The following is an 18,147-nucleotide window of genomic DNA, read 5'->3' as shown; positions in this document are numbered from 1 at the left end:
TGCCTGCATTCTACCGCGTTTCCCGCTAGTAGCTGCTCGCGGTCACACTCTGTAACCTCCCTTACCTTTTGAGGTTGCACGGTTTCCACGTCCGCGGCATATTTTTCCACAGAGCACTAATTTGTTTGTAAGATGGCCGCTCTCCCGGAGAATCCCATGCCCCTGATCCTGTTGATTGTCGCGCTGCTGCTGCTGCGCTTTTTTGAAATCTGGAAGTTTGCCCAGCTGTCGTACTGGTGGATCGTCGCGCTGATGGTGTTTGCCTTCGTCTGGTTCGAGTACGTGGAAAAACTGCTCGGCTGGGACAAGAAGAAGGCGCATGACGAGGACGACAAGCGGCGCCGCGCGCGCGTGAAGAATTCGTTCGACAAGCGTAAGTAGTGCGCGATCTCGACTGAGAAAGTGGCGTACCCTATGGTGCGCCACCGTCAACAATCACCCCGTCACCGCCCCCTTGCTCGCACTCGACGCCAGCGCCGCAAACTTGGCCAGCACCCCACGCGTATAGCGCGGCGCGGGCCGGGTCCATGCCGCGCGGCGGCGGGCGATTTCTTCCTCGTCCACGTTCAGCTGGATCAGCAAGGCGTTGGCGTCGATCGTCACCGAATCGCCCTCCTCGACCAGCGCGATGGTGCCGCCCTCGAAGGCTTCCGGCGCTACGTGGCCGACCACCATGCCCCAGGTGCCGCCCGAGAAGCGCCCGTCGGTGATCAACCCGACCGATTCGCCCAGGCCCTGGCCGATCAGCGCGCCGGTCGGCGCCAGCATTTCCGGCATGCCGGGGCCGCCCTTCGGACCCAGGTAGCGCAGCACCAGCACGTCGCCGGGGTTGATGCGCTTGGCCATGATCGCCTCCATCGCCGAATACTCGTCGTCGAACACGCGCGCCGGGCCGGTGATCGCCGGGTTTTTCAGGCCCGTGATCTTGGCGACGCAGCCTTCCGGCGACAGGTTCCCTTTCAGCACCGCTAGGTGGCCCTGGGCGTACAGCGCATTGTCGAGCGAACGGATCACGTCCTGCCCGGCCGCGGGTGTGGACGGCACGTCGGCCAGTTCCTCGGCCAGCGTGCGTCCGGTGATCGTGATGCAGTCGCCGTGCAGCAGGCCGGCGTCGAGCAGCAGCTTCATCACCTGCGGCACGCCGCCCGCCCGGTGCAGGTCGGTGGCGACGTACTGGCCCGAGGGTTTCAGGTTGCAGATGACCGGCACCTGGCGCCGGATGCGCTCGAAGTCGTCCAGCGTCCATTCGACCTCGGCCGCGTGGGCAATCGCGAGATAGTGCAGCACGGCGTTGGTCGAGCCTCCCGTCGCCATGATCAGCGATACCGCGTTTTCGATCGATGCGCGCGTGATGATGTCGCGCGGCTTCAGGTCGCGTTTCACCGCCTCCACCAGTACCCGCGCCGATGCGGCGCACGAGTCCACTTTTTCGGCGTCCGGGTTGGCCATGGTCGACGAATACAGCAGCGACATGCCGAGCGCCTCGAACGAGGACGACATCGTGTTGGCCGTGTACATGCCGCCGCAGGAACCGGACGATGGGCAGGCGTTCCTTTCGATGCCGTCGAAATCTTCCTGGCTCATGCGCCCGGCGGTGAATTCGCCCACCGCCTCGAAGCTCGAGACGATGGTGAGATCCTTGCCTTTCCAGTGACCCGGCTTGATCGTGCCGCCATACACGTAGATGCCGGGCACGTTGGCGCGCGCCAGTGCGATCATCCCGCCCGGCATGTTCTTGTCGCAGCCGCCGATCACGACCACGCCATCCATCCACTGGCCATTCACGCAGGTTTCGATGCAGTCGGCGATCACCTCGCGCGAAATCAGCGAGAATTTCATGCCCTCGGTGCCCATCGACATGCCGTCCGAAATGGTCGGGGTGCCGAATACCTGCGGATTGGCCCCGTTTTCCTTGACCGTCGCCACCGCGATGTCGGCCAGCTTTTGCAGGCCGGAGTTGCAGGGCGTGATGGTCGAATGGGCGTTGGCGATGCCGATCATCGGCTTGTCGAAATCTTCCTGCCGGTAGCCCATCGCGTAATACATCGAGCGGTTCGGACTGCGGGCGACGCCTTCGGTGACGTTGCGCGAGCGGCGGTTGTAGCGCGGCTGTTCAGCCATGATGGACTCCCGAGGAATTGATCTTGTGAGGATGCCTCGCATGCCTGGGAGCGTCAAATACAAGATTGATATGTAAAATGTATCAGTCCTACTCATATCCATGGCAATGCATATCGAATGAATCTCGAACGAATAAGTCTCCAACTACGGCAGCTGCGCTATTTCGTCACCGTCGCCGAAGAATTGCACTTCGGCCGCGCCGCCGCGCGCCTGCACATGACCCAGCCGCCGCTGTCGCAGGCGATCGCCACGCTCGAGGATACGCTGGGCGCGCCGCTGTTCCTGCGCAACCGGCGGCAAGTCGTCTTGACGGATGCCGGCGCCGCCCTGCTGCCGGAGGCACGGCGCCTGCTCGACAGCGCCGCCGGCTTGCCCGACCTGGTGCGCCGCGCCGCCGCCGGCGAGTCCGGACGCCTCGCGCTTTCCTTCGTCACCCCGGCCGACTACAGCGTGCTGCCGCCGCTGCTGCGCGACTACAGCGCGGCCTATCCGAACGTCCAGCTGGTCTTGCAGGAAGCGACGACCGACGTGCAAATCGACGATCTGCTGCACGAACGCATCGACGCCGGCCTGGTGATCCCGCCGCTGTCGGACAAGGCGGGAGCGCAGCTCGACTACATGAAAGTGCTGGAAGAGCCGCTGGTGCTGTGCGCACCCACCGGCGTCCTGCCTGCCGGCAGCGGGCCAGTCGACCTGCGCACGCTGCGCACTCTGCCGCTGATCATTTTCCCGCGCAAAAGTGCGCCCGCCCTGCACGACGCCATCCTCAGCTGCTTCCACGAGGCGGGCCTGTCGCCCGAGATCGGCCAGGAAGCGATCCAGATGCAGACCATCGTCAGCCTCGTCTCGGCGGGCATGGGCTTGGCACTTGTGCCACAATCCGTCTCGAACCTGATGCGCCCCGGCGTAGAATACCGGGCGCTTGCCGGCCCGACGCCGCTGGCGCCGTTAGTTGAACTCGGCCTGGCCTGGCGCCGCGACAATGCCTCGCCGGTGCTGCGGGGCTTTTTGGAATTACTAAGGAAAGAATAATTATGCTGGTACACCCGAATCCGGACCCGATCGCCTTTTCGATCGGCCCGGTGGCCATCCACTGGTATGGCCTGATGTACGTGGTCGCGTTCGGCCTGTTCCTGCTGCTGGGACGCGTGCGCATCCGCCAGCCGCACATCGCCGCCCAGGGCTGGAAGGCCGAAGACCTGGACGACATGCTGTTCTACGGCATGCTGGGGGTGGTGATCGGCGGCCGCCTGGGCGAAGTGCTGTTCTACCAGCCAGCCCACTTCCTCGCCAATCCGCTCGACATTTTCAAGGTCTGGCAGGGCGGCATGTCCTTCCACGGCGGTTTTATTGGCGTGCTGGTCGCGATGGCGCTATGGGCGCGGAAGGCCGGGCGCAACCTGCTCGACGTGTACGACTTCATCGCCCCGATGGTCCCGCTTGGCTACGCCGCCGGCCGCCTCGGCAACTTCATCAACCACGAACTGCCGGGCCGCCTGGCCGACCCGAGCCTGCCCTGGGCCATGCTCTGGCCCAACCCGAACGGCGTCGGCTTCCTCGACGCCCCGCGCCATCCGTCGCCGCTGTACCAGATGCTGATCGACGGCATCCTGGTGTTCCTCATCCTGTGGCCGTTCGCGCGCAAGGCACGTCCGCGCCTGGCGGTAGGCGCGATGTTCACCCTGCTGTATGGCTGCGCCCGCTTCTTCACCGAATACTTCCGCGTACCGGATTGGGAAACCACGGTTGCCGGCATGCCGATCACCTCGGGCCAGGTGCTGTCGCTGCCGATGATCGTCGCGGCGCTGATCATGCTGGGGTGGGCATATTCGAGGGATGGCAAATCGCCGGTGCGGGCGTAAAAACCCCATGCCGTGGACGATGGCCTCGGCGTAGGGTGGTCGGCTCCACCCTGACGCGTGATCGATACGCGGCTTGAACGCCGCCCACGCGTAACGCATGCATGGTGCCTGCAGGGCCGCAGGCCGCTCAGGCGTTACGCGTGGGCGGCGTCCAGGCTGCGTGTCAATCACCCGGGCGGGTGGAGCCGACCACCCTACATCGCCTTCCAGAACATGTACGCCGCCAGCGCATACAGAATCACCGCAAACACCTTCTGCAATTGCCGCACCGGCATCCGGTGCGCGGTGCGCGCGCCGAGCGGGGCCGTCACCACGCTCGCCAGCACGATGATCAACAGCGCCGGCAGGTAGATGAAGCCGAGCGAATAGTCCGGCAGTCCCAATTCACCCCAGCCATAGAACACATTCGCCAGCGTGCCCGCCAGCGCGATCGGGAAGCCGAGCGCGGCGCTGGTGGCGACGGCGTTGTGGATGCGCACGCCGCACCAGGTCATGAAGGGCACGGAAACGAAGCCGCCACCCGCCCCCACCAGCCCGGCCAGCACGCCGATCACACCGCCGGCGGCGAACATGCCGCCGCTGCCTGGCAGGTCGCGTGCCGCGGCCGGCTTCTTGTTGACCAGCATTTGCGTGGCCGAAAAGGCGACGAAGGCGCCGAAGAACCAGGCCAGCGTCGATGCATTCATTTGCTTGCCGATCCAGGGCCCGATGGTCGAGCCGACCACGATGCCCGGCGCCAGCAATGCCACGATGCGCCAGACCACGGCGCCATGCTTGTGGTGCGCGCGCACCGAGGACAGCGAGGTGAACATGATGGTGGCGAGCGAGGTGGCGATCGCCATGTGCACCACCAGCGCCTCGGGCACGCCGCGCGCCGTCAGGATCATGGTAATGAAGGGCACCAGGATCATGCCGCCGCCGATGCCGAGCAGGCCGGCGGCAAAGCCGCCAAAGGCGCCCATTGCCAGCAGGGCCAGGATCAGGAGCGGGTCCATCAGCGCTGCCCTTCGCCAATATGCGTCAGCGGGCCGCGGCAGTGCCGGCGAGAGAAAAGGTGTCGATGCATGTTGTTCTTCGAAGTGGGACGGGTGCATCGATTGTAACGGCTGCGCGGCCTTCCCAGCGGAAGCCCGGCGATTCCGGCATGCGCATGCCGCGCCTGCCTCGCTCAGTCCACGGCCGGCCCGTGCGGGTCGAGCTGCTTCGAAATCAGCTCGGCAAACAGGCGCATGGTGGTGGTCGTGGTCTTGTTGCTCAATGCCGCAGGCGCCGGATCGATCCCGCAGAGCGTACCGAAATAGGCGCCTCCAGGACGAAACAGCGGTAGCGAGAAATAGCTCTGGAATCCATACATGAGCGGCGTGGGGTGGTTCTTGTATTGCGCGCTGTCGTCGACGCAATCGATGACAATCGCCTGGCCCGTATCGCGCACGTCTTCGCACAGCGTCGTCGTCAGGTCGAGGGGATCGCCCGGCTTCAGGCCGAAGTCGAGGCGGTCCAGTACGGCGCAGGCGGTCCACTCGGTGGCGGTGACGTGGGCAACACAGATGAATCCGAGCCCGGTCAGGTCGGCCAGGGTTTGCAGGATATCGGGTACGGCACGGATGGCCTGGACTTCTTCGACACAGGGCGGCAGGACGTTTACCAACTTTTAACTCCGGATTGCGTTTGAGGGTGGCAAATCCTACCATCCACGGCGCACCGAATTCAAAGTTCCCTGTCCTCTTGCCCCGTGGGTCAGCTGCCGCTGTCGGTTGCCAGTCCCGCGCTCATCCATCCGGTGATTCCCGCCGACATGACCCGCACATCGGTATAGCCGAGCTTTTCCACGCGCCGCGCCGCGTTCGGCGCCTTGCGGCACAGCGGGTTCGAGCAGTAGAAAACCAGCGGCGTGGTGCGCTCGGCGGGCAGCGCGGTCGCATCGAAATCCGGCGCCAGGTTGACCGCGCCCGGCACCCGCGCCTTCAGCCAGGCCTGGCGCGCATTCAGGTCGAACACGGCGAGTCCGTCTTTTCCCAGGCGCCCCTGCAGCTCGCGCGGCGCAATCGACTTCAGTCCCATCAGCATGGCGAACATGATTATTCTCCTCAGCCGCGCGCGGCGGTGCGGCCGATGCCGAAACAGCGCAGCAGCGCGGCCGCCAGCGCCACGGCGAGCACGCCGCCGCCGACCAGGTACATGCTGGACAGCGGCGCCAGCAGCATCGCGAGGATGTAGCCGAGGCCGCCCAGCACCAGGCTCCAGCCGGCGAAGCGGCGCGCCGCCTGCTCTGCCGCGGGCGGGCAGCGCAGGCGCGCCATGCTGGTGAGCGACTTTGGAATCACATTCGCGTAGAACAGGACGATGCAGCCGAGCAGCGCGCCGGTGAAGCGCTGCGACCACTCGGGCGACAGGTATTCCGGCGCCGCCCATTTCAGGGCGGCGGAGGTGCCGACGATCAATACCGCGGCGAACAGCGCGCGGCCCAGCGGGAAAGCTTTGCTCATGACTTCTCCTGGTGCGATTTCACTTCGGAAGGCCGTCTTCCGGCCGCGAGACTTGCAGTCCAAACGTTTGCGCGAAAGCGAGCAGCGCCTCTTCCAGCACCGACAACTTGAGGCGGTAGGTGACATTCCTCCCCTGCTTGTCGGCCTCGATCAGGTCTGCATTGACGAGCACGGCGAAGTGCGCCGACATGGTGGGCTTGGAGACGTCGAACATGTCGGCAAGTTCCCCCGCGCCGATGGGTCCGGCCTGCAGCAATTGCAGGACCTTGCGGCGGGTCGGGTCGGACAAGGCTTTGAATACGGTGCTCATGTGATCGATTATTAGCTAATCATCTAAATATCACAAGCACTTTCGCACATGCGGCGAAAAATACCCGATCAGGGTGTAGTGCGGATAAAGTCGACGATGGTGTTCCACTGCGCACTAGTGACCGGCGAAATGGAAAGGCGGCTGCCTTTCTGCAGCAGGACCATGTCTTCGAGCGCCGGCATCGCGCGCATCTCGGCCAGCGGCAAATAGCGCCCCTTTTCTTTCGCCTGCACGTCGACCGATATCCAGCGCGGCTGCGCGGGCGTGGCTTTCGGGTCGAAGTATTTGCCGCCGCTATCGAATTGGCTGGCGTCCGGATAAGGACCGCTCACGACTTCGGCGATGCCGGCAACGCCGGGAACGGCGCAACTGGAGTGATAAAACAGGATGCCGTCGCCGACCTGCATGGCATCGCGCATGAAATTCCGCGCCTGGTAGTTGCGCACGCCGAACCAGGCGACTGTCTGCGCGGGCGCCGCGAGAACGTCGTCGAAACTGACTTCATCGGGCTCGGATTTCATCAACCAGTAACGCATTGCGCAATGACTCCTTTATACGCGCGTGAATGAAACAGGCATAAAAAAACGGCTGCGTGCACATGCCCGCAACCGCTTCTATGGAATAAAGCCCCGCCTGTGCCGTTTTTTGCCGGCATCCCGAACCTGATGGCTCAAGGTGGTCACAGTCAGTTCAATTTCGGGTTCGTCGAACTAGCGACGCTCACGCCCATCAAACACTATCCCGCAACCTATGCATGTAAATGGTTCAAGGAATATATGGCAATCTCGAACACCGCAGGGTGCCTCGCAGTTTACTCGCTTGAAGCCTCATGTCAAACGAATTTGGCCGCTCACGGCAAATTTTCTTGCGGCGCCAGGGCCTGGTCGAGGACGCTGTGCATCACTTCCAGTTTTTGTTTCACTTCGAGCATGGTCATGTCCGACAGTGGCCCTTGCGGCGACTTGACCGACAGGAATTCGGCGGCCACGCTGAGCGCGGCCATGACCGCGATGCGGTCGTTGCCCTTGACTTTGCCGGAGTCGCGCAGCGCGGTCATCTTGCCGTCGAGATAGCGCACGGCGTCGCGCAGCGTCGCCTGCTCGCCTTCCTTGCAGGCCAGGCGGTAGGGCTGGCCCATGATCGTCACATCCAGGTAAATCATCGGGCGGCCTCGGGTTCGATGGGTGCAGCAGCGTTCGCTTCATCCGCTTCAGCGTCGGCTTCGGGCGCGGGCAATTGCTCGATCACGGCTTCGACCTTGTGCTGGACCTCGACAAGGCGTTCGACGAGCGCCATGTTGACCTCGTTGAGCACCAGGTTCGTCTGGCGCAAATGCGCATTCTCGCTGCGCAGCGACCCGACCAGCTCGGCGAGCCGCTCGATCTTGTCGGATAAGTCTTGGAATTCGGAAATCATTCGGTACTATAGGTTGGATAAGGGTTGACAGTCAACAGCATAGCGTGTTTGGCAAGATGGCGTTTCATGGGGCGTTCGGGAATTGCGCTCGCCATCGTTGCGGGCATCGCCGCTGCTCCACCGCCGCACCGCGTGGACGGAGTCCACCCTACATATACGGTTGCTCACCCTGCCCGGCCGTTTCGTACAGTCTTTTGATATTGCTCAATTACCCGCCAACAGTGCGTCAAGTCGAATCCATTCAGTGCTAGTCTCTCCGCTTTGTGCCTGCGCAAAGGCAAGCCAAGCACATCATTCTGTCTGCATACCTTGAGCACGATCAAACAGACGCAGCTTATTTTGCAACATGGCAGCTTGAAATACCCTGATGTCGTCCCTATAATTAGCACTCGTTAGTTGAGAGTGCTAACAACTCTTTCAAAGCCGCAGCGCACACCGCGAGGCGGACATCGAAGCAAACAAACGCTAGTCCAAACCACTGAATAAAGGAGTTTTGCATGAACCTTCGCCCACTGCACGATCGCGTTATCGTGAAGCGTCTCGACCAGGAAACCAAGACTGCCTCCGGCCTGATCATCCCTGATGCAGCTGCCGAGAAGCCAGACCAGGGCGAGATCCTCGCCGTCGGCAACGGCAAAGTCCAGGAAAACGGTCAAGTCCGTGCACTGGAAGTCCAGGTCGGCGACCGCGTCCTGTTCGGCAAGTACTCGGGCCAGTCGGTCAAGGTCGACGGCCAGGAACTGCTGGTGATGCGTGAAGAAGACATCATGGCCGTGCTGGTCAAGTAATCCTCCTCCCTCAGAACATCTCACGAAATAACGGAGAAACAAAAAATGGCAGCTAAAGAAGTAATTTTCGGCGACGCAGCGCGCGCCAAGATGGTTGAAGGCGTCAACATCCTCGCCAACGCAGTCAAGGTCACCCTGGGTCCTAAAGGCCGCAACGTCGTGCTGGACCGTGCCTTCGGCGCCCCGACCGTCACCAAGGACGGCGTCTCGGTCGCGAAAGAGATCGAACTCAAAGACAAGCTCATGAACATGGGCGCGCAGATGGTCAAGGAAGTCGCTTCGAAAACCAGCGACAACGCCGGCGACGGCACCACCACCGCGACCGTGCTGGCACAAGCCATCGTGCGCGAAGGCATGAAGTTCGTTGCCGCCGGCATGAACCCGATGGACCTGAAGCGCGGCATCGACAAGGCAGTCGCTGCCACCGTCGAAGAGCTGGCGAAGATCGCCCGTCCATGCACCACCACCAAGGAAATCGCCCAGGTCGGCGCGATCTCGGCAAACTCCGACTACTCGATCGGCGAGCGTATCGCTGAAGCGATGGAAAAAGTCGGCAAGGAAGGCGTCATCACCGTCGAAGACGGCAAGTCGCTGAACGACGAACTCGACATCGTCGAAGGCATGCAGTTCGACCGCGGCTACCTGTCGCCGTACTTCATCAACAACCCGGACAAGCAAGTCGCCATCCACGACCAGCCGTTCGTCCTGCTGTGCGACAAGAAGATCTCGAACATCCGTGACCTGCTGCCGGTACTGGAACAAGTCGCGAAAGCCGGCCGTCCGCTGGTGATCATCGCCGAAGACATCGAAGGCGAAGCGCTGGCGACCCTGGTCGTCAACAACATCCGCGGCATCCTGAAGACCGTTGCAGTGAAAGCCCCAGGCTTTGGCGACCGTCGCAAGGCCATGCTGGAAGACATCGCTGTCCTGACCGGCGGCCAGGTCATCGCCGAAGAAGTCGGCCTGACCCTGGAAAAGGTCACCCTGGCGGAACTCGGCCAGGCCAAGCGTGTCGAAGTCGGCAAGGAAAACACCATCATCATCGACGGCGCCGGCGCCGCTGAATCGATCGAAGCGCGCGTCAAGCAAGTGCGCATCCAGATCGAAGAAGCGACCTCGGACTACGACCGCGAAAAACTGCAAGAGCGCGTGGCCAAACTGGCCGGCGGCGTTGCCGTGATCAAGGTTGGCGCTGCCACCGAAGTCGAAATGAAGGAAAAGAAAGCCCGCGTCGAAGATGCGCTGCACGCGACCCGCGCAGCCGTCGAAGAAGGCATCGTGCCAGGCGGCGGCGTCGCCCTGCTGCGTGCCCGCGCCAACCTGAACGTCAAGGGCGACAACCCTGACCAGGAAGCCGGCATCAAGATCGTCCTGCGCGCCATGGAAGAGCCGCTGCGCATGATCGTCCAGAACGCCGGCGAAGAAGCATCGGTCGTCGTCTCGGGCGTGCTGGCCGGCCAGGGCAACTACGGCTACAACGCCGCCAACGGCACCTACGGCGACATGGTCGAAATGGGCGTGCTGGACCCAGCCAAGGTCACCCGCTCGGCCCTGCAGAACGCAGCGTCGATCGCCGGCCTGATGCTGACCACCGACTGCATGGTCTCGGAAGTTGCCGAAGACAAGCCAGCCGGCGGCATGGGCGGCATGGGTGGTATGGGCGGCATGGGCGGTATGGACGGCATGATGTAAGTTGCTCATTGCTGTCTGCTTGGCGCCGGTTCGCCGGCGCCCTGACGCACTTGATAAAAGCCCGCACGGTTTGCGCCTTGCGGGCTTTTTTACTTTTTGGAGAAGACGATGGCTCTAGTAAATGCAGAAGACCTGGAAGACGCGGTCCTGATGGTGTCGGAAGCGGGTACCAATGCCAAGGCCTGGGTGTCGCTCGACACGGGCGCGGTTCACGTTCGTTCCGAGCTGGTACCCGCGGACCTGGCGCCCCTGCCGGACGATATCGACACCTCGGCGCGCTACGTTCCGGTGCCGACCATGCACAATCTCGACCTCGGCATGCAGCTGGTGTTCGATTTTGTCGACGCTGCGCTACCGGACGATGACGAGTACGTGCGCCAGATGTTCAAGCGCTCGGGCGCTTATCGCCGTTTCAGCGAGCTGGTCGAAGAGCGCGGGCTGACCGACCGCTGGCACGATTTCCGCGAGGCGCAGACGCGCGCGGTGCTGGCAGCGTGGTGCGAGGATCACGGTTTACAGTTGGGCTAACGGATCGCTCCATCCGCACGGCGGGCATGCCCGGCCTACGGAGCACATCGGCCACGGACTGCGGTGCAACGTAGGGCGGGCATGCCCGCCGCATTTACGGCCGCGAACCACGCACGTCAACCACTAACCCACATCCGCCGCGCAATCCCTTACCTGCCGGCCCGAAACCGCTTTAACTCATCCCGCAAATACACCCCGCTGGCTACCGCCTTCCCTCCCCCGCACCTGACCTGATAATCCTTGCCGCTCATGCTGCTCTCGCTGGCCGCGCGCACGATGAACGACTCGGTATCCGTGACCAGCCCGCGCTTGAGCAGGTAGTCGTACTTCTTCTGCAAATGCGCGCGCGCCTCCGTCCCCGCGTGCCAACTGCCGTTGCGGTTGAACTGGCAGCCAGGTGTGGCCACATAGTCGAGCAGATGGGCGATTTCTGCCTGCACCTTCGGTTCGGGCGCCGCGGCAGCCACGCCGTGCACGGCAGCAGCCAGCAACAGAGCGCCAATCAGGCGTTTCATACGTTTGATAGATGTCACACGCTCTCCCGGCATGGCCGGCGCCGCATCGAAAGGCGCCGCTATTTCGACAGGCCGCGCAGCAGGGGCGCGCGGTAGTCCTGGTCCTTTTCGTTCCAGTACACGTACCCATGTTTCAGGTCGAGATTGAAGAACGATTCGTAATAGTCGTCGTCGGGCTTCTCGGAGTCGTCCCGTCCGAACAATTTGAGCTTGATCGGCTCGTTTGCCATGTCGATCTCGCCCTGGTGCAAGGCGATGACGGTGAACGCTTCGCTCGGCGCCATCTGCAGCGCCACATGTGGAGCGCCATACGACCGCGCCAATGCGCGCACGAGCCGGTCGCTCTCCGGACCGGTGCGGGAAAACACCACGCCCCGCCGATATACATGGTCCCGGATTAGGGCCATGTCCCGATCCATTCCCGCACGGATGCCCTTGATGACGGTCACCGCCATGCCCACGCGTTCGCCCTCGTAGGAGCCGATCAGGCGAAAGCGGTACTCCATATCGTTCTCGACAAGGTCCACGATCCGGAAGCTGCAGTCAATGAATCCCGCTTCGCTAAATTGCGTCAGGAGGGGATAGCCGTCCTTATCTCGTTTCATGGAAACCTCTGCCTGGGCAAAGCCGCCGACCAAGGCCAGTACGACAAAAGACCATTTCATGATCCGTGGATGTAGTGGTCGAGAACGCGCACATCTTGTTAGCAAGATGCCATGATAGCAAGCTCAAAAGCTGGAATTGCTAGCCGAGCCGCGCCTTTTGCCGGCTTTGCGCGCAATCTAACAGACGCAGCCGCATCATCGGCCTATCGTCCCCGCTCCATTTACCGAGGAGCGAACATGATCAAGGTTACCGGCTATGCGGCCAAGCATTCCTTCAGCCGCCTGAAACCCTATGAATTCGAGCGCGAGGAAGCGGGGGCGCACGAAGTCGAAATCGACGTGCTGTATTGCGGCGTCTGCCATTCGGACATCCACCAGGTGAAAAACGAATGGTCGAACACGGTCTATCCCTGCGTGCCGGGCCACGAAATCGTCGGCCGCGTGACCAAGGTCGGAGCGGCGGTCACCCGCCATGCGGTGGGAGACTTGGTCGGCGTCGGCTGCATGGTCGACAGCTGCGGCCAGTGCGAAGCCTGCCGGTGCGGCGACCAGAATTATTGCGGGAGCCCGAACAGCTGGCTGGCGACCTACAACGGTCCGATGGTGCCGAAGGCGAAGGCCGGCGAAAACATCTACGGCAAGGACAATACCTTCGGCGGCTATTCGAACCTGCTGGTGGTGAAGGAAGATTTTGTCCTGAAGATCCCTGCAAGCCTCAAGCCGGAAGTGGCGGCGCCGATCCTGTGCGCCGGCGTGACCACCTATGCGCCGATGAAGCACTGGGGCGTCAAGGCGGGCGACAAGGTCGGTGTGATCGGCATGGGCGGCCTGGGCCACATGGCCGCGAAAATCGCCAAGGCGATGGGCGCCGAGGTGACGCTGTTCACCACCACCAAGGAGAAGATCGAGGAAGCGCAGAAGCTCGGTTTTACGGCGGTGCTGGAGAAGGATAAAAAAGCATTGGAAGAACTGGCGACCAGCTTCGACTTCATCCTCTCGACCGTGCCCGAGAAGCACGACCTGAATCCCTTCGTGGAACTGCTCAAGCGCGACAGCGTGCTGTGCGTGGTCGGCGCGCTGGAACCGCTGGCGCCACTGGATAACATGTCGATGGCGCAGATGCGCCGTTCGCTGGCCGGTTCCCTGATCGGCAACCTGGCCGAGACCCAGGAAGTGCTCGACTTCTGCGCCGAACACGGCATCGGCCCGGAAATCGAGATGATCCGCATCCAGGACGTCAACGACGCCTACAAAAAGGTCGAAAAGGGCGACGTGCGCTTCCGCTACGTGATCGACATGGCCTCGCTGAAGGAAGAGATCGCGCACGAGAAGTAAGACCTCTCGTGCGGCGGCTTACGCCAGGCGCGCACGCAATGCGGCTGGCCGCGCCGCCCGCTGGTCGAGACGTTCCTGCGCCGGCTGCGCCGCGTCGGCCAGCTTGAACACGCTGACCGCCTGCAGCAGCTGGCCAGCCTGTTCGTGCATGGCGTTCGACGCGGCCGCCGCTTCCTCGACCAGGGCGGCGTTCTGCTGCGTCACTTGGTCCATCTGGTTGATCGCTTCGTTGATCTGGCCGATGCCGGCGGTCTGCTCGTCGGTCGCGGCCGTGATCTCGCCGATGATGTCGGCCACGCGCCGCACGCTCCCGACGATCTCGCTCATCGTCGCGCCGGCCTGGTCGACCAGTTTCGCGCCGAGGTCGACTTCGACCACCGAGTCGCCGATCAGCACCTTGATTTCCTTGGCCGCCGCCGCCGAACGGTGCGCCAGGTTGCGCACTTCGGTCGCCACCACCGCGAAGCCGCGTCCCTGCTCGCCGGCGCGTGCCGCTTCCACTGCCGCATTCAGCGCCAGGATGTTCGTCTGGAACGCGATGCCGTCGATCACGCCGATGATGTCGGCGATCTTCTTCGAGGAGGCGTTGATCGAGGCCATGGTCTGCACCACCTGCGCCACCACCACGCCGCCGCGGCCCGCCACTTCGCTGGCCGAGGTGGCGAGCGCGTTCGCCTGGCGCGCATTGTCCGCGTTCTGGGACACGGTCGAGGTCAACTCTTCCATCGAACTGGCCGTCTCTTCCAGCGCGCCGGCCTGCTGCTCGGTGCGTGCCGACAGATCCAGATTGCCCGCCGCGATTTGCGACGACGCGGTGGCGATCGCATGCGAACCATTGCGGATCTCGCCGACCAGGCCGAGCAGCTTGTCGTTCATGTCGGCCAGCGCATCCTGCAGCGCGCCGATTTCATCCTTCGCCGTGGCCTGGCGGCGCGAACCGAGGTCACCGGCCGCCACGCGCCGCGCCAATGCCACGGCGGCCTGCACCGGACGCGTGATCGAGCGCGTCAGCCACCACGCGCACAGGGCGCCGAAGGCGACGCTCAGAACGCCCAGCAGGACCACCGTGCGCCGGCTCTCGACCTTGATCTGCTGGATCTGGCCGCGCAGCTGGTCGACCTGCTGCCGCTGCAGCGCCACCAGCGACGCCATGTGGGCCTGGTAGACCTTGGCGGCCGGGATGTAGACCTGGTCGTGCACCCGCATCGCTTCCTCTGCCTTGCCTTCGCTTTTCAGGCGCACCGCTTCGGCGCGTCCACCGGCATAGCCGCCGCGCAGCGCCATCATGTTCGCAAAGATTTTCTTCTCGTCGGCACTGGTCAGGAGCGGCTCGACCTCCTTTAGGTAGGTCGCCGCCTTGGCGTTGGTCTCCGCCGTATTCTGGGCAAAGAACGCGGTCAGCGAGGTGTCGCTGCTCTTGATGATGGCCGAGGTGCGGATCACGGCCACCGCGATGTTGGCGGCCCACTCGCTGATCATGCGTTCCTTCTTGACCGGCTGGTCGAGCATCTGTTCGGCGGCGTCGGCCACCGCGTTCAGCTTCAGGATGCCGATGACCGTGATGACGATCGACAGCGACAGGACAACGGCGAAGCCGAGGGCGAGACGCTGCCCGATCTTCATGTTTGATAACAGATTCATTGCGTGTACTCGTATTCGTTTGATGGGATCGGGCATATCGATTCAGGCCTGCATGCGGTTAGCTGAATGACCGATATAGCTTTTATTAATGAATATTTACTGATCCATCAATTCTACGCAAATATCAAATTGTTGGCCTAAGGCAACAATTGTGATGCCGCTGATAATCCAGGCCGCCCCCTCCCCGCCCGGGCCGAGATTGCCCGGCAACCACACATCGGCTAGTATGGCGTCTCGTTTTTCACGAGGTCCATCATGATGTCACGCGCTGTATTGTTGGCCGGCTCGCTGCTGGCAGCCCTCCTGCTCGCCGGCTGCAAGGACAAACAGCCGCCCGCCCCGGCGCCGCAGCCGGCCAAGCCGATCGTCAGGCAATCGGCCGAACCGGCGGTCACGCGCGAGCAGGCGATGGCCGCGCTGCTGGCGCTGCCGGAAGTCAAAAGCTGGTCCGCGGAGATCGAACGGCGCTCGCGCGGCAAGGCGCACGGCGCCGTCATCGAAGACGACCAGACCCCGCGCGTCATCAATGGCCGCGCCTACTGGCAGCTGAGTTTTGTCGAGAACCGCGCCGACAAGGTCCACCGGCGCGAGAGTTTCCTGGTCGCGCGCACGGGCGACCAGATTTTGGTCGAAGACACGGCGGGCGATGCGGTGGTGTCGCTGGACGACTGGCGGCGCGGGGTGCGGCGGGTGGAGACCAAGTCGCTGGATTAATGTGTGATCTGACGACCTCGATAACATTGTTAGCCGATGTGTAACGTAGGGTGGACTCCTGAGTCCACGCGTTCAACGGCTGAACAATCGAACTTCAAACCAACATGGTACGGCATGCACCGATAGTGTTATTGGAGGCGCGTCTCTGCATATGGTGAACCGCGTGGACTCGGGAGTCCACCCTACAGTGCACAACGGCCGCGGGTCTTCGGTAACACCAGTTGGCATCGTTGACCGCTGCGCACCCCAGGCTAAACAACGATGCCCACCCTGGTGCCTCAGGCGATTGTTCCGAACCACGCCCCATAGGCCGGCAAGGTCACCTGACCATTCGATGCTTCACCCGGCAAGCCGTGCCCCGCCAGGTCTTGCGCACCCGCCGTCTCCGGCCATTCAATCGTCACCGGCACGTCCGACAGATTGAACGCGGCCAGCACGGTCGCTTCACCCTCCAGGGTGCGCCGCAGCGCCAGCACCGGTTCCGGCGCGTCGAAGAAGGAGATGTCGCCGCGCGTCAGCTGCGGCAGGTTCTGGCGCCAGTGAATAATGCGGCGCGCGGCGTTCAGCGCCGATTGCGGATCACGTTCCTGCACCGATGCCGCGGCCGCCAGGTGCGGCGCCGCGACCGGCAGCCAGGGCTGGCCATCGGTAAAGCCCGCGTTCGGAGACGCGTCGGTCCACGGCATCGGCGTGCGGCAGCCGTCGCGGCCCTTGAACTCGGGCCAGAAGGTGATGCCGTACGGGTCCTGCAGCAGTTCGAATGGCACGTCCGCTTCCGGCAGCGCCAGTTCGTCGCCCTGGTACAGGCACGGCGTGCCCTTCAGCGACAGCTGCATCGCCAGCACCATCGATGCGAACGACCTAGGGGCCGCTTCGCCGCCCCAGCGCGTCACGACGCGGATCGCATCGTGGTTCCCGACCGACCACGAGGCCCAGCCGCCCTTTACGCGCGCCTCGAATTCTTCCACTTGCGTGCGGATGTGCTCCGCCGTGAACTGCGGCGTCAGCAGGTTGAAACTGTAGGCCATGTGCAGCTTGTCGCCGTCGGCCGTGTACTCGGCCATGCAGGCCAGCGCATCGTCGGCGCCGACTTCGCCGATCGACACGGCGCCGAATTCGTCCAGCAGCGCGCGGATCTTCTGCAGGAAGGCGATGTTTTCCGGACGCGTCTTGTCGTAGATGTGCGACTGCATGCCGTACGGGTTGACGTCGGTGACCGAGGCCGTGTCGCGCGTCAGGGCCGGCGGATTGCTGCGCAGCTGGGTATCGTGGAAGTGGTAGTTGCAGGCATCCATGCGCACGCCGTCGACGCCGCGCTCGAGCCAGAAGCGCAGCGCGGCCAGGTGGGCCTGCTGCACGTCCGGGTTATGGAAGTTCAACTGCGGCTGGCTGGCCAGGAAGTTGTGCATGTAGTACTGCTTGCGGCGCGTGTCCCATCGCCAGGCGGCGCCGCCGAAGACCGACATCCAGTTGTTGGGCGGGTTGCCATCCGGGGCGGCATCGGCCCACACGTACCAGTCGGCCTTCGGATTGTCGCGGCTGGAACGGCTCTCGGCAAACCAAGGGTGCGCATCCGCGGTGTGCGCCATCACCTGGTCGATCATGATTTTCAGGCCGAGCGCGTGCGCCTTGGCGATCATGGCGTCGAAGTCGGCCAGCGTGCCGAACAGCGGATCGACGTCGCAGTAATCCGAGATGTCGTAACCAAAATCCTTCATCGGCGACTTGAAGTACGGAGAGAGCCAGACAATGTTCACGCCCAGGCTAGCAATGTAGTCGAGTTTCGCGGTGATGCCGGGAATATCGCCCACGCCGTCGCCGTTCGTGTCGAGGTAGCTGCGCGGGTATACCTGGTAGATGATGGCTTCGCGCCACCAGTCGGACGGTTGCGTGGAAGGCTGGGTGCTGGTCTGGGTCATGAGCGTGATCCGGTTGGTCGTTTTTACGCAATATACAGCACGATTTCCGTTTTTACAATCAGCGCAGCGCCCGCAATAAACGGCATATTTCCTTTGCATTCAACGACTTGCATGCAAATAATATTTGCACTGCTTGCTTGGTAAGTAGGAAAACTACGTGTACCCCTGAGGCATGTATATTTTCTGGTTGCAAAGACCGCAAGGGCATCATAGGA

21 protein-coding genes and 1 other RNA gene are annotated in these 18,147 nt (G+C 63.0%); 8 read left to right on the top strand and 14 right to left on the bottom strand.

Annotation, left to right across the window (positions count from 1 at the left end):
* The first annotated feature begins 156 nt into the window (after window positions 1-156).
* Entirely contained in the window at window positions 157-381 is a 225-nt protein-coding gene (locus IFT60_RS02620; protein WP_192049183.1) for a TIGR04438 family Trp-rich protein, read from the top strand.
* 54 nt (window positions 382-435) lie between these two features.
* Here IFT60_RS02620 and ilvD read toward each other — a convergent pair whose 3' ends face one another.
* Complete coding sequence (gene ilvD, locus IFT60_RS02615) at window positions 436-2,121, bottom strand: dihydroxy-acid dehydratase (protein ID WP_192049181.1); 1,686 nt, start codon at window positions 2,119-2,121, stop codon at window positions 436-438.
* A 132-nt stretch (window positions 2,122-2,253) separates the two neighbouring features.
* Here ilvD and IFT60_RS02610 point away from each other — a divergent pair, with 132 nt between their 5' ends.
* Window positions 2,254-3,153, top strand: a complete 900-nt coding sequence (locus IFT60_RS02610) for a LysR family transcriptional regulator (RefSeq protein WP_192049428.1) — start codon at window positions 2,254-2,256, stop codon at window positions 3,151-3,153.
* A gap of 2 nt (window positions 3,154-3,155) precedes the next feature.
* The gene (lgt, locus tag IFT60_RS02605) at window positions 3,156-3,983 is read left to right on the top strand and encodes a prolipoprotein diacylglyceryl transferase (RefSeq protein WP_192049179.1); all 828 of its coding nucleotides are present in this window, start codon (window positions 3,156-3,158) and stop codon (window positions 3,981-3,983) included.
* Between the two features lie 194 nt (window positions 3,984-4,177).
* Here the strand turns inward: lgt and IFT60_RS02600 are convergent, their stop codons facing one another.
* From IFT60_RS02600 to IFT60_RS02560, 9 genes are all read right to left on the bottom strand, one after another.
* Window positions 4,178-4,978, bottom strand: coding sequence for a sulfite exporter TauE/SafE family protein (locus IFT60_RS02600; RefSeq protein ID WP_192049177.1), 801 nt, complete (start codon window positions 4,976-4,978; stop codon window positions 4,178-4,180).
* 173 nt (window positions 4,979-5,151) lie between these two features.
* Window positions 5,152-5,631: a GAF domain-containing protein gene (locus tag IFT60_RS02595; RefSeq protein WP_192049175.1), complete on the bottom strand. Its 480-nt coding sequence runs from the start codon at window positions 5,629-5,631 to the stop codon at window positions 5,152-5,154.
* 89 nt (window positions 5,632-5,720) lie between these two features.
* On the bottom strand, window positions 5,721-6,059 hold the full coding sequence (locus IFT60_RS02590; protein ID WP_192049173.1) for a rhodanese-like domain-containing protein: 339 nt from the start codon (window positions 6,057-6,059) through the stop codon (window positions 5,721-5,723).
* Between the two features lie 11 nt (window positions 6,060-6,070).
* Window positions 6,071-6,469: a hypothetical protein gene (locus IFT60_RS02585; RefSeq protein WP_192049171.1), complete on the bottom strand. Its 399-nt coding sequence runs from the start codon at window positions 6,467-6,469 to the stop codon at window positions 6,071-6,073.
* A gap of 19 nt (window positions 6,470-6,488) precedes the next feature.
* Complete coding sequence (locus IFT60_RS02580) at window positions 6,489-6,779, bottom strand: autorepressor SdpR family transcription factor (protein ID WP_192049169.1); 291 nt, start codon at window positions 6,777-6,779, stop codon at window positions 6,489-6,491.
* A gap of 68 nt (window positions 6,780-6,847) precedes the next feature.
* Entirely contained in the window at window positions 6,848-7,315 is a 468-nt protein-coding gene (locus IFT60_RS02575) for an EVE domain-containing protein (RefSeq protein WP_192049167.1), read from the bottom strand.
* An 86-nt stretch (window positions 7,316-7,401) separates the two neighbouring features.
* A non-coding RNA gene (ssrS, locus tag IFT60_RS02570) (6S RNA) lies at window positions 7,402-7,583 on the bottom strand.
* 46 nt (window positions 7,584-7,629) lie between these two features.
* Complete coding sequence (locus tag IFT60_RS02565) at window positions 7,630-7,941, bottom strand: cell division protein ZapA (RefSeq protein ID WP_192049165.1); 312 nt, start codon at window positions 7,939-7,941, stop codon at window positions 7,630-7,632.
* The gene (locus IFT60_RS02560) at window positions 7,938-8,195 is read right to left on the bottom strand and encodes a hypothetical protein (protein ID WP_192049162.1); all 258 of its coding nucleotides are present in this window, start codon (window positions 8,193-8,195) and stop codon (window positions 7,938-7,940) included. The genes IFT60_RS02565 and IFT60_RS02560 overlap by 4 nt, the downstream gene beginning before the upstream one ends.
* A 497-nt stretch (window positions 8,196-8,692) precedes the next feature.
* Here IFT60_RS02560 and groES point away from each other — a divergent pair, with 497 nt between their 5' ends.
* The 3 genes from groES to IFT60_RS02545 all read left to right on the top strand — a co-directional run bounded on the left by groES (window position 8,693) and on the right by IFT60_RS02545 (window position 11,203).
* Entirely contained in the window at window positions 8,693-8,983 is a 291-nt protein-coding gene (gene groES, locus IFT60_RS02555; protein WP_192049160.1) for a co-chaperone GroES, read from the top strand.
* Window positions 8,984-9,028: 45 nt separating this feature from the next.
* Window positions 9,029-10,675, top strand: coding sequence for a chaperonin GroEL (gene groL, locus IFT60_RS02550; protein WP_192049158.1), 1,647 nt, complete (start codon window positions 9,029-9,031; stop codon window positions 10,673-10,675).
* 108 nt (window positions 10,676-10,783) lie between these two features.
* A complete protein-coding gene (locus IFT60_RS02545) occupies window positions 10,784-11,203 on the top strand; it encodes a hypothetical protein (RefSeq protein WP_192049156.1) in 420 nt (139 codons plus the stop codon).
* A gap of 149 nt (window positions 11,204-11,352) precedes the next feature.
* On the opposite strand, the gene IFT60_RS02540 is transcribed toward IFT60_RS02545, so the two are convergent.
* Window positions 11,353-11,718: a YfeK family protein gene (locus IFT60_RS02540; RefSeq protein ID WP_192049154.1), complete on the bottom strand. Its 366-nt coding sequence runs from the start codon at window positions 11,716-11,718 to the stop codon at window positions 11,353-11,355.
* A 59-nt stretch (window positions 11,719-11,777) separates the two neighbouring features.
* The gene (locus tag IFT60_RS02535) at window positions 11,778-12,383 is read right to left on the bottom strand and encodes a hypothetical protein (RefSeq protein ID WP_192049152.1); all 606 of its coding nucleotides are present in this window, start codon (window positions 12,381-12,383) and stop codon (window positions 11,778-11,780) included.
* Between the two features lie 177 nt (window positions 12,384-12,560).
* Between IFT60_RS02535 and IFT60_RS02530 the strand changes: the two genes are divergently transcribed.
* Window positions 12,561-13,658: an NAD(P)-dependent alcohol dehydrogenase gene (locus tag IFT60_RS02530; RefSeq protein ID WP_192049150.1), complete on the top strand. Its 1,098-nt coding sequence runs from the start codon at window positions 12,561-12,563 to the stop codon at window positions 13,656-13,658.
* 18 nt (window positions 13,659-13,676) lie between these two features.
* Here the strand turns inward: IFT60_RS02530 and IFT60_RS02525 are convergent, their stop codons facing one another.
* Window positions 13,677-15,299, bottom strand: a complete 1,623-nt coding sequence (locus tag IFT60_RS02525) for a methyl-accepting chemotaxis protein (protein WP_192049148.1) — start codon at window positions 15,297-15,299, stop codon at window positions 13,677-13,679.
* 255 nt (window positions 15,300-15,554) lie between these two features.
* On the opposite strand from IFT60_RS02525, the gene IFT60_RS02520 reads away from it, so the two are divergent.
* A complete protein-coding gene (locus IFT60_RS02520; protein ID WP_229510655.1) occupies window positions 15,555-16,013 on the top strand; it encodes a hypothetical protein in 459 nt (152 codons plus the stop codon).
* A 278-nt stretch (window positions 16,014-16,291) separates the two neighbouring features.
* Here the strand turns inward: IFT60_RS02520 and IFT60_RS02515 are convergent, their stop codons facing one another.
* The gene (locus tag IFT60_RS02515; protein WP_192049146.1) at window positions 16,292-17,932 is read right to left on the bottom strand and encodes an alpha-glucosidase family protein; all 1,641 of its coding nucleotides are present in this window, start codon (window positions 17,930-17,932) and stop codon (window positions 16,292-16,294) included.
* Window positions 17,933-18,147: the final 215 nt, after the last annotated feature.

It is taken from the genome of Massilia sp. CFBP 13721 (assembly GCF_014842025.1).
In the GTDB taxonomy this organism is placed as follows: Bacteria; Pseudomonadota; Gammaproteobacteria; order Burkholderiales; family Burkholderiaceae_D; genus Telluria.
Note: the sequence above shows the minus strand (reverse complement) of the source record. Positions and strands in the feature narration are given on the sequence as shown.

Coding starts and splice junctions, on each gene's coding strand:
- IFT60_RS02590 (WP_192049173.1), bottom strand. CDS start 6,059: ATGTTCGCCATGCTGATGGGACTGAAGTCGATTGCGCCGCGCGAGCTG.
- groES (WP_192049160.1), top strand. CDS start 8,693: ATGAACCTTCGCCCACTGCACGATCGCGTTATCGTGAAGCGTCTCGAC.
- IFT60_RS02525 (WP_192049148.1), bottom strand. CDS start 15,299: ATGAATCTGTTATCAAACATGAAGATCGGGCAGCGTCTCGCCCTCGGC.
- IFT60_RS02520 (WP_229510655.1), top strand. CDS start 15,555: ATGATGTCACGCGCTGTATTGTTGGCCGGCTCGCTGCTGGCAGCCCTC.
- IFT60_RS02600 (WP_192049177.1), bottom strand. CDS start 4,978: ATGGACCCGCTCCTGATCCTGGCCCTGCTGGCAATGGGCGCCTTTGGC.
- IFT60_RS02575 (WP_192049167.1), bottom strand. CDS start 7,315: ATGCGTTACTGGTTGATGAAATCCGAGCCCGATGAAGTCAGTTTCGAC.
- IFT60_RS02565 (WP_192049165.1), bottom strand. CDS start 7,941: ATGATTTACCTGGATGTGACGATCATGGGCCAGCCCTACCGCCTGGCC.
- groL (WP_192049158.1), top strand. CDS start 9,029: ATGGCAGCTAAAGAAGTAATTTTCGGCGACGCAGCGCGCGCCAAGATG.
- IFT60_RS02580 (WP_192049169.1), bottom strand. CDS start 6,779: ATGAGCACCGTATTCAAAGCCTTGTCCGACCCGACCCGCCGCAAGGTC.
- IFT60_RS02545 (WP_192049156.1), top strand. CDS start 10,784: ATGGCTCTAGTAAATGCAGAAGACCTGGAAGACGCGGTCCTGATGGTG.
- IFT60_RS02585 (WP_192049171.1), bottom strand. CDS start 6,469: ATGAGCAAAGCTTTCCCGCTGGGCCGCGCGCTGTTCGCCGCGGTATTG.
- IFT60_RS02540 (WP_192049154.1), bottom strand. CDS start 11,718: ATGAAACGCCTGATTGGCGCTCTGTTGCTGGCTGCTGCCGTGCACGGC.
- IFT60_RS02535 (WP_192049152.1), bottom strand. CDS start 12,383: ATGAAATGGTCTTTTGTCGTACTGGCCTTGGTCGGCGGCTTTGCCCAG.
- lgt (WP_192049179.1), top strand. CDS start 3,156: ATGCTGGTACACCCGAATCCGGACCCGATCGCCTTTTCGATCGGCCCG.
- IFT60_RS02560 (WP_192049162.1), bottom strand. CDS start 8,195: ATGATTTCCGAATTCCAAGACTTATCCGACAAGATCGAGCGGCTCGCC.
- IFT60_RS02620 (WP_192049183.1), top strand. CDS start 157: ATGCCCCTGATCCTGTTGATTGTCGCGCTGCTGCTGCTGCGCTTTTTT.
- ilvD (WP_192049181.1), bottom strand. CDS start 2,121: ATGGCTGAACAGCCGCGCTACAACCGCCGCTCGCGCAACGTCACCGAA.
- IFT60_RS02515 (WP_192049146.1), bottom strand. CDS start 17,932: ATGACCCAGACCAGCACCCAGCCTTCCACGCAACCGTCCGACTGGTGG.
- IFT60_RS02530 (WP_192049150.1), top strand. CDS start 12,561: ATGATCAAGGTTACCGGCTATGCGGCCAAGCATTCCTTCAGCCGCCTG.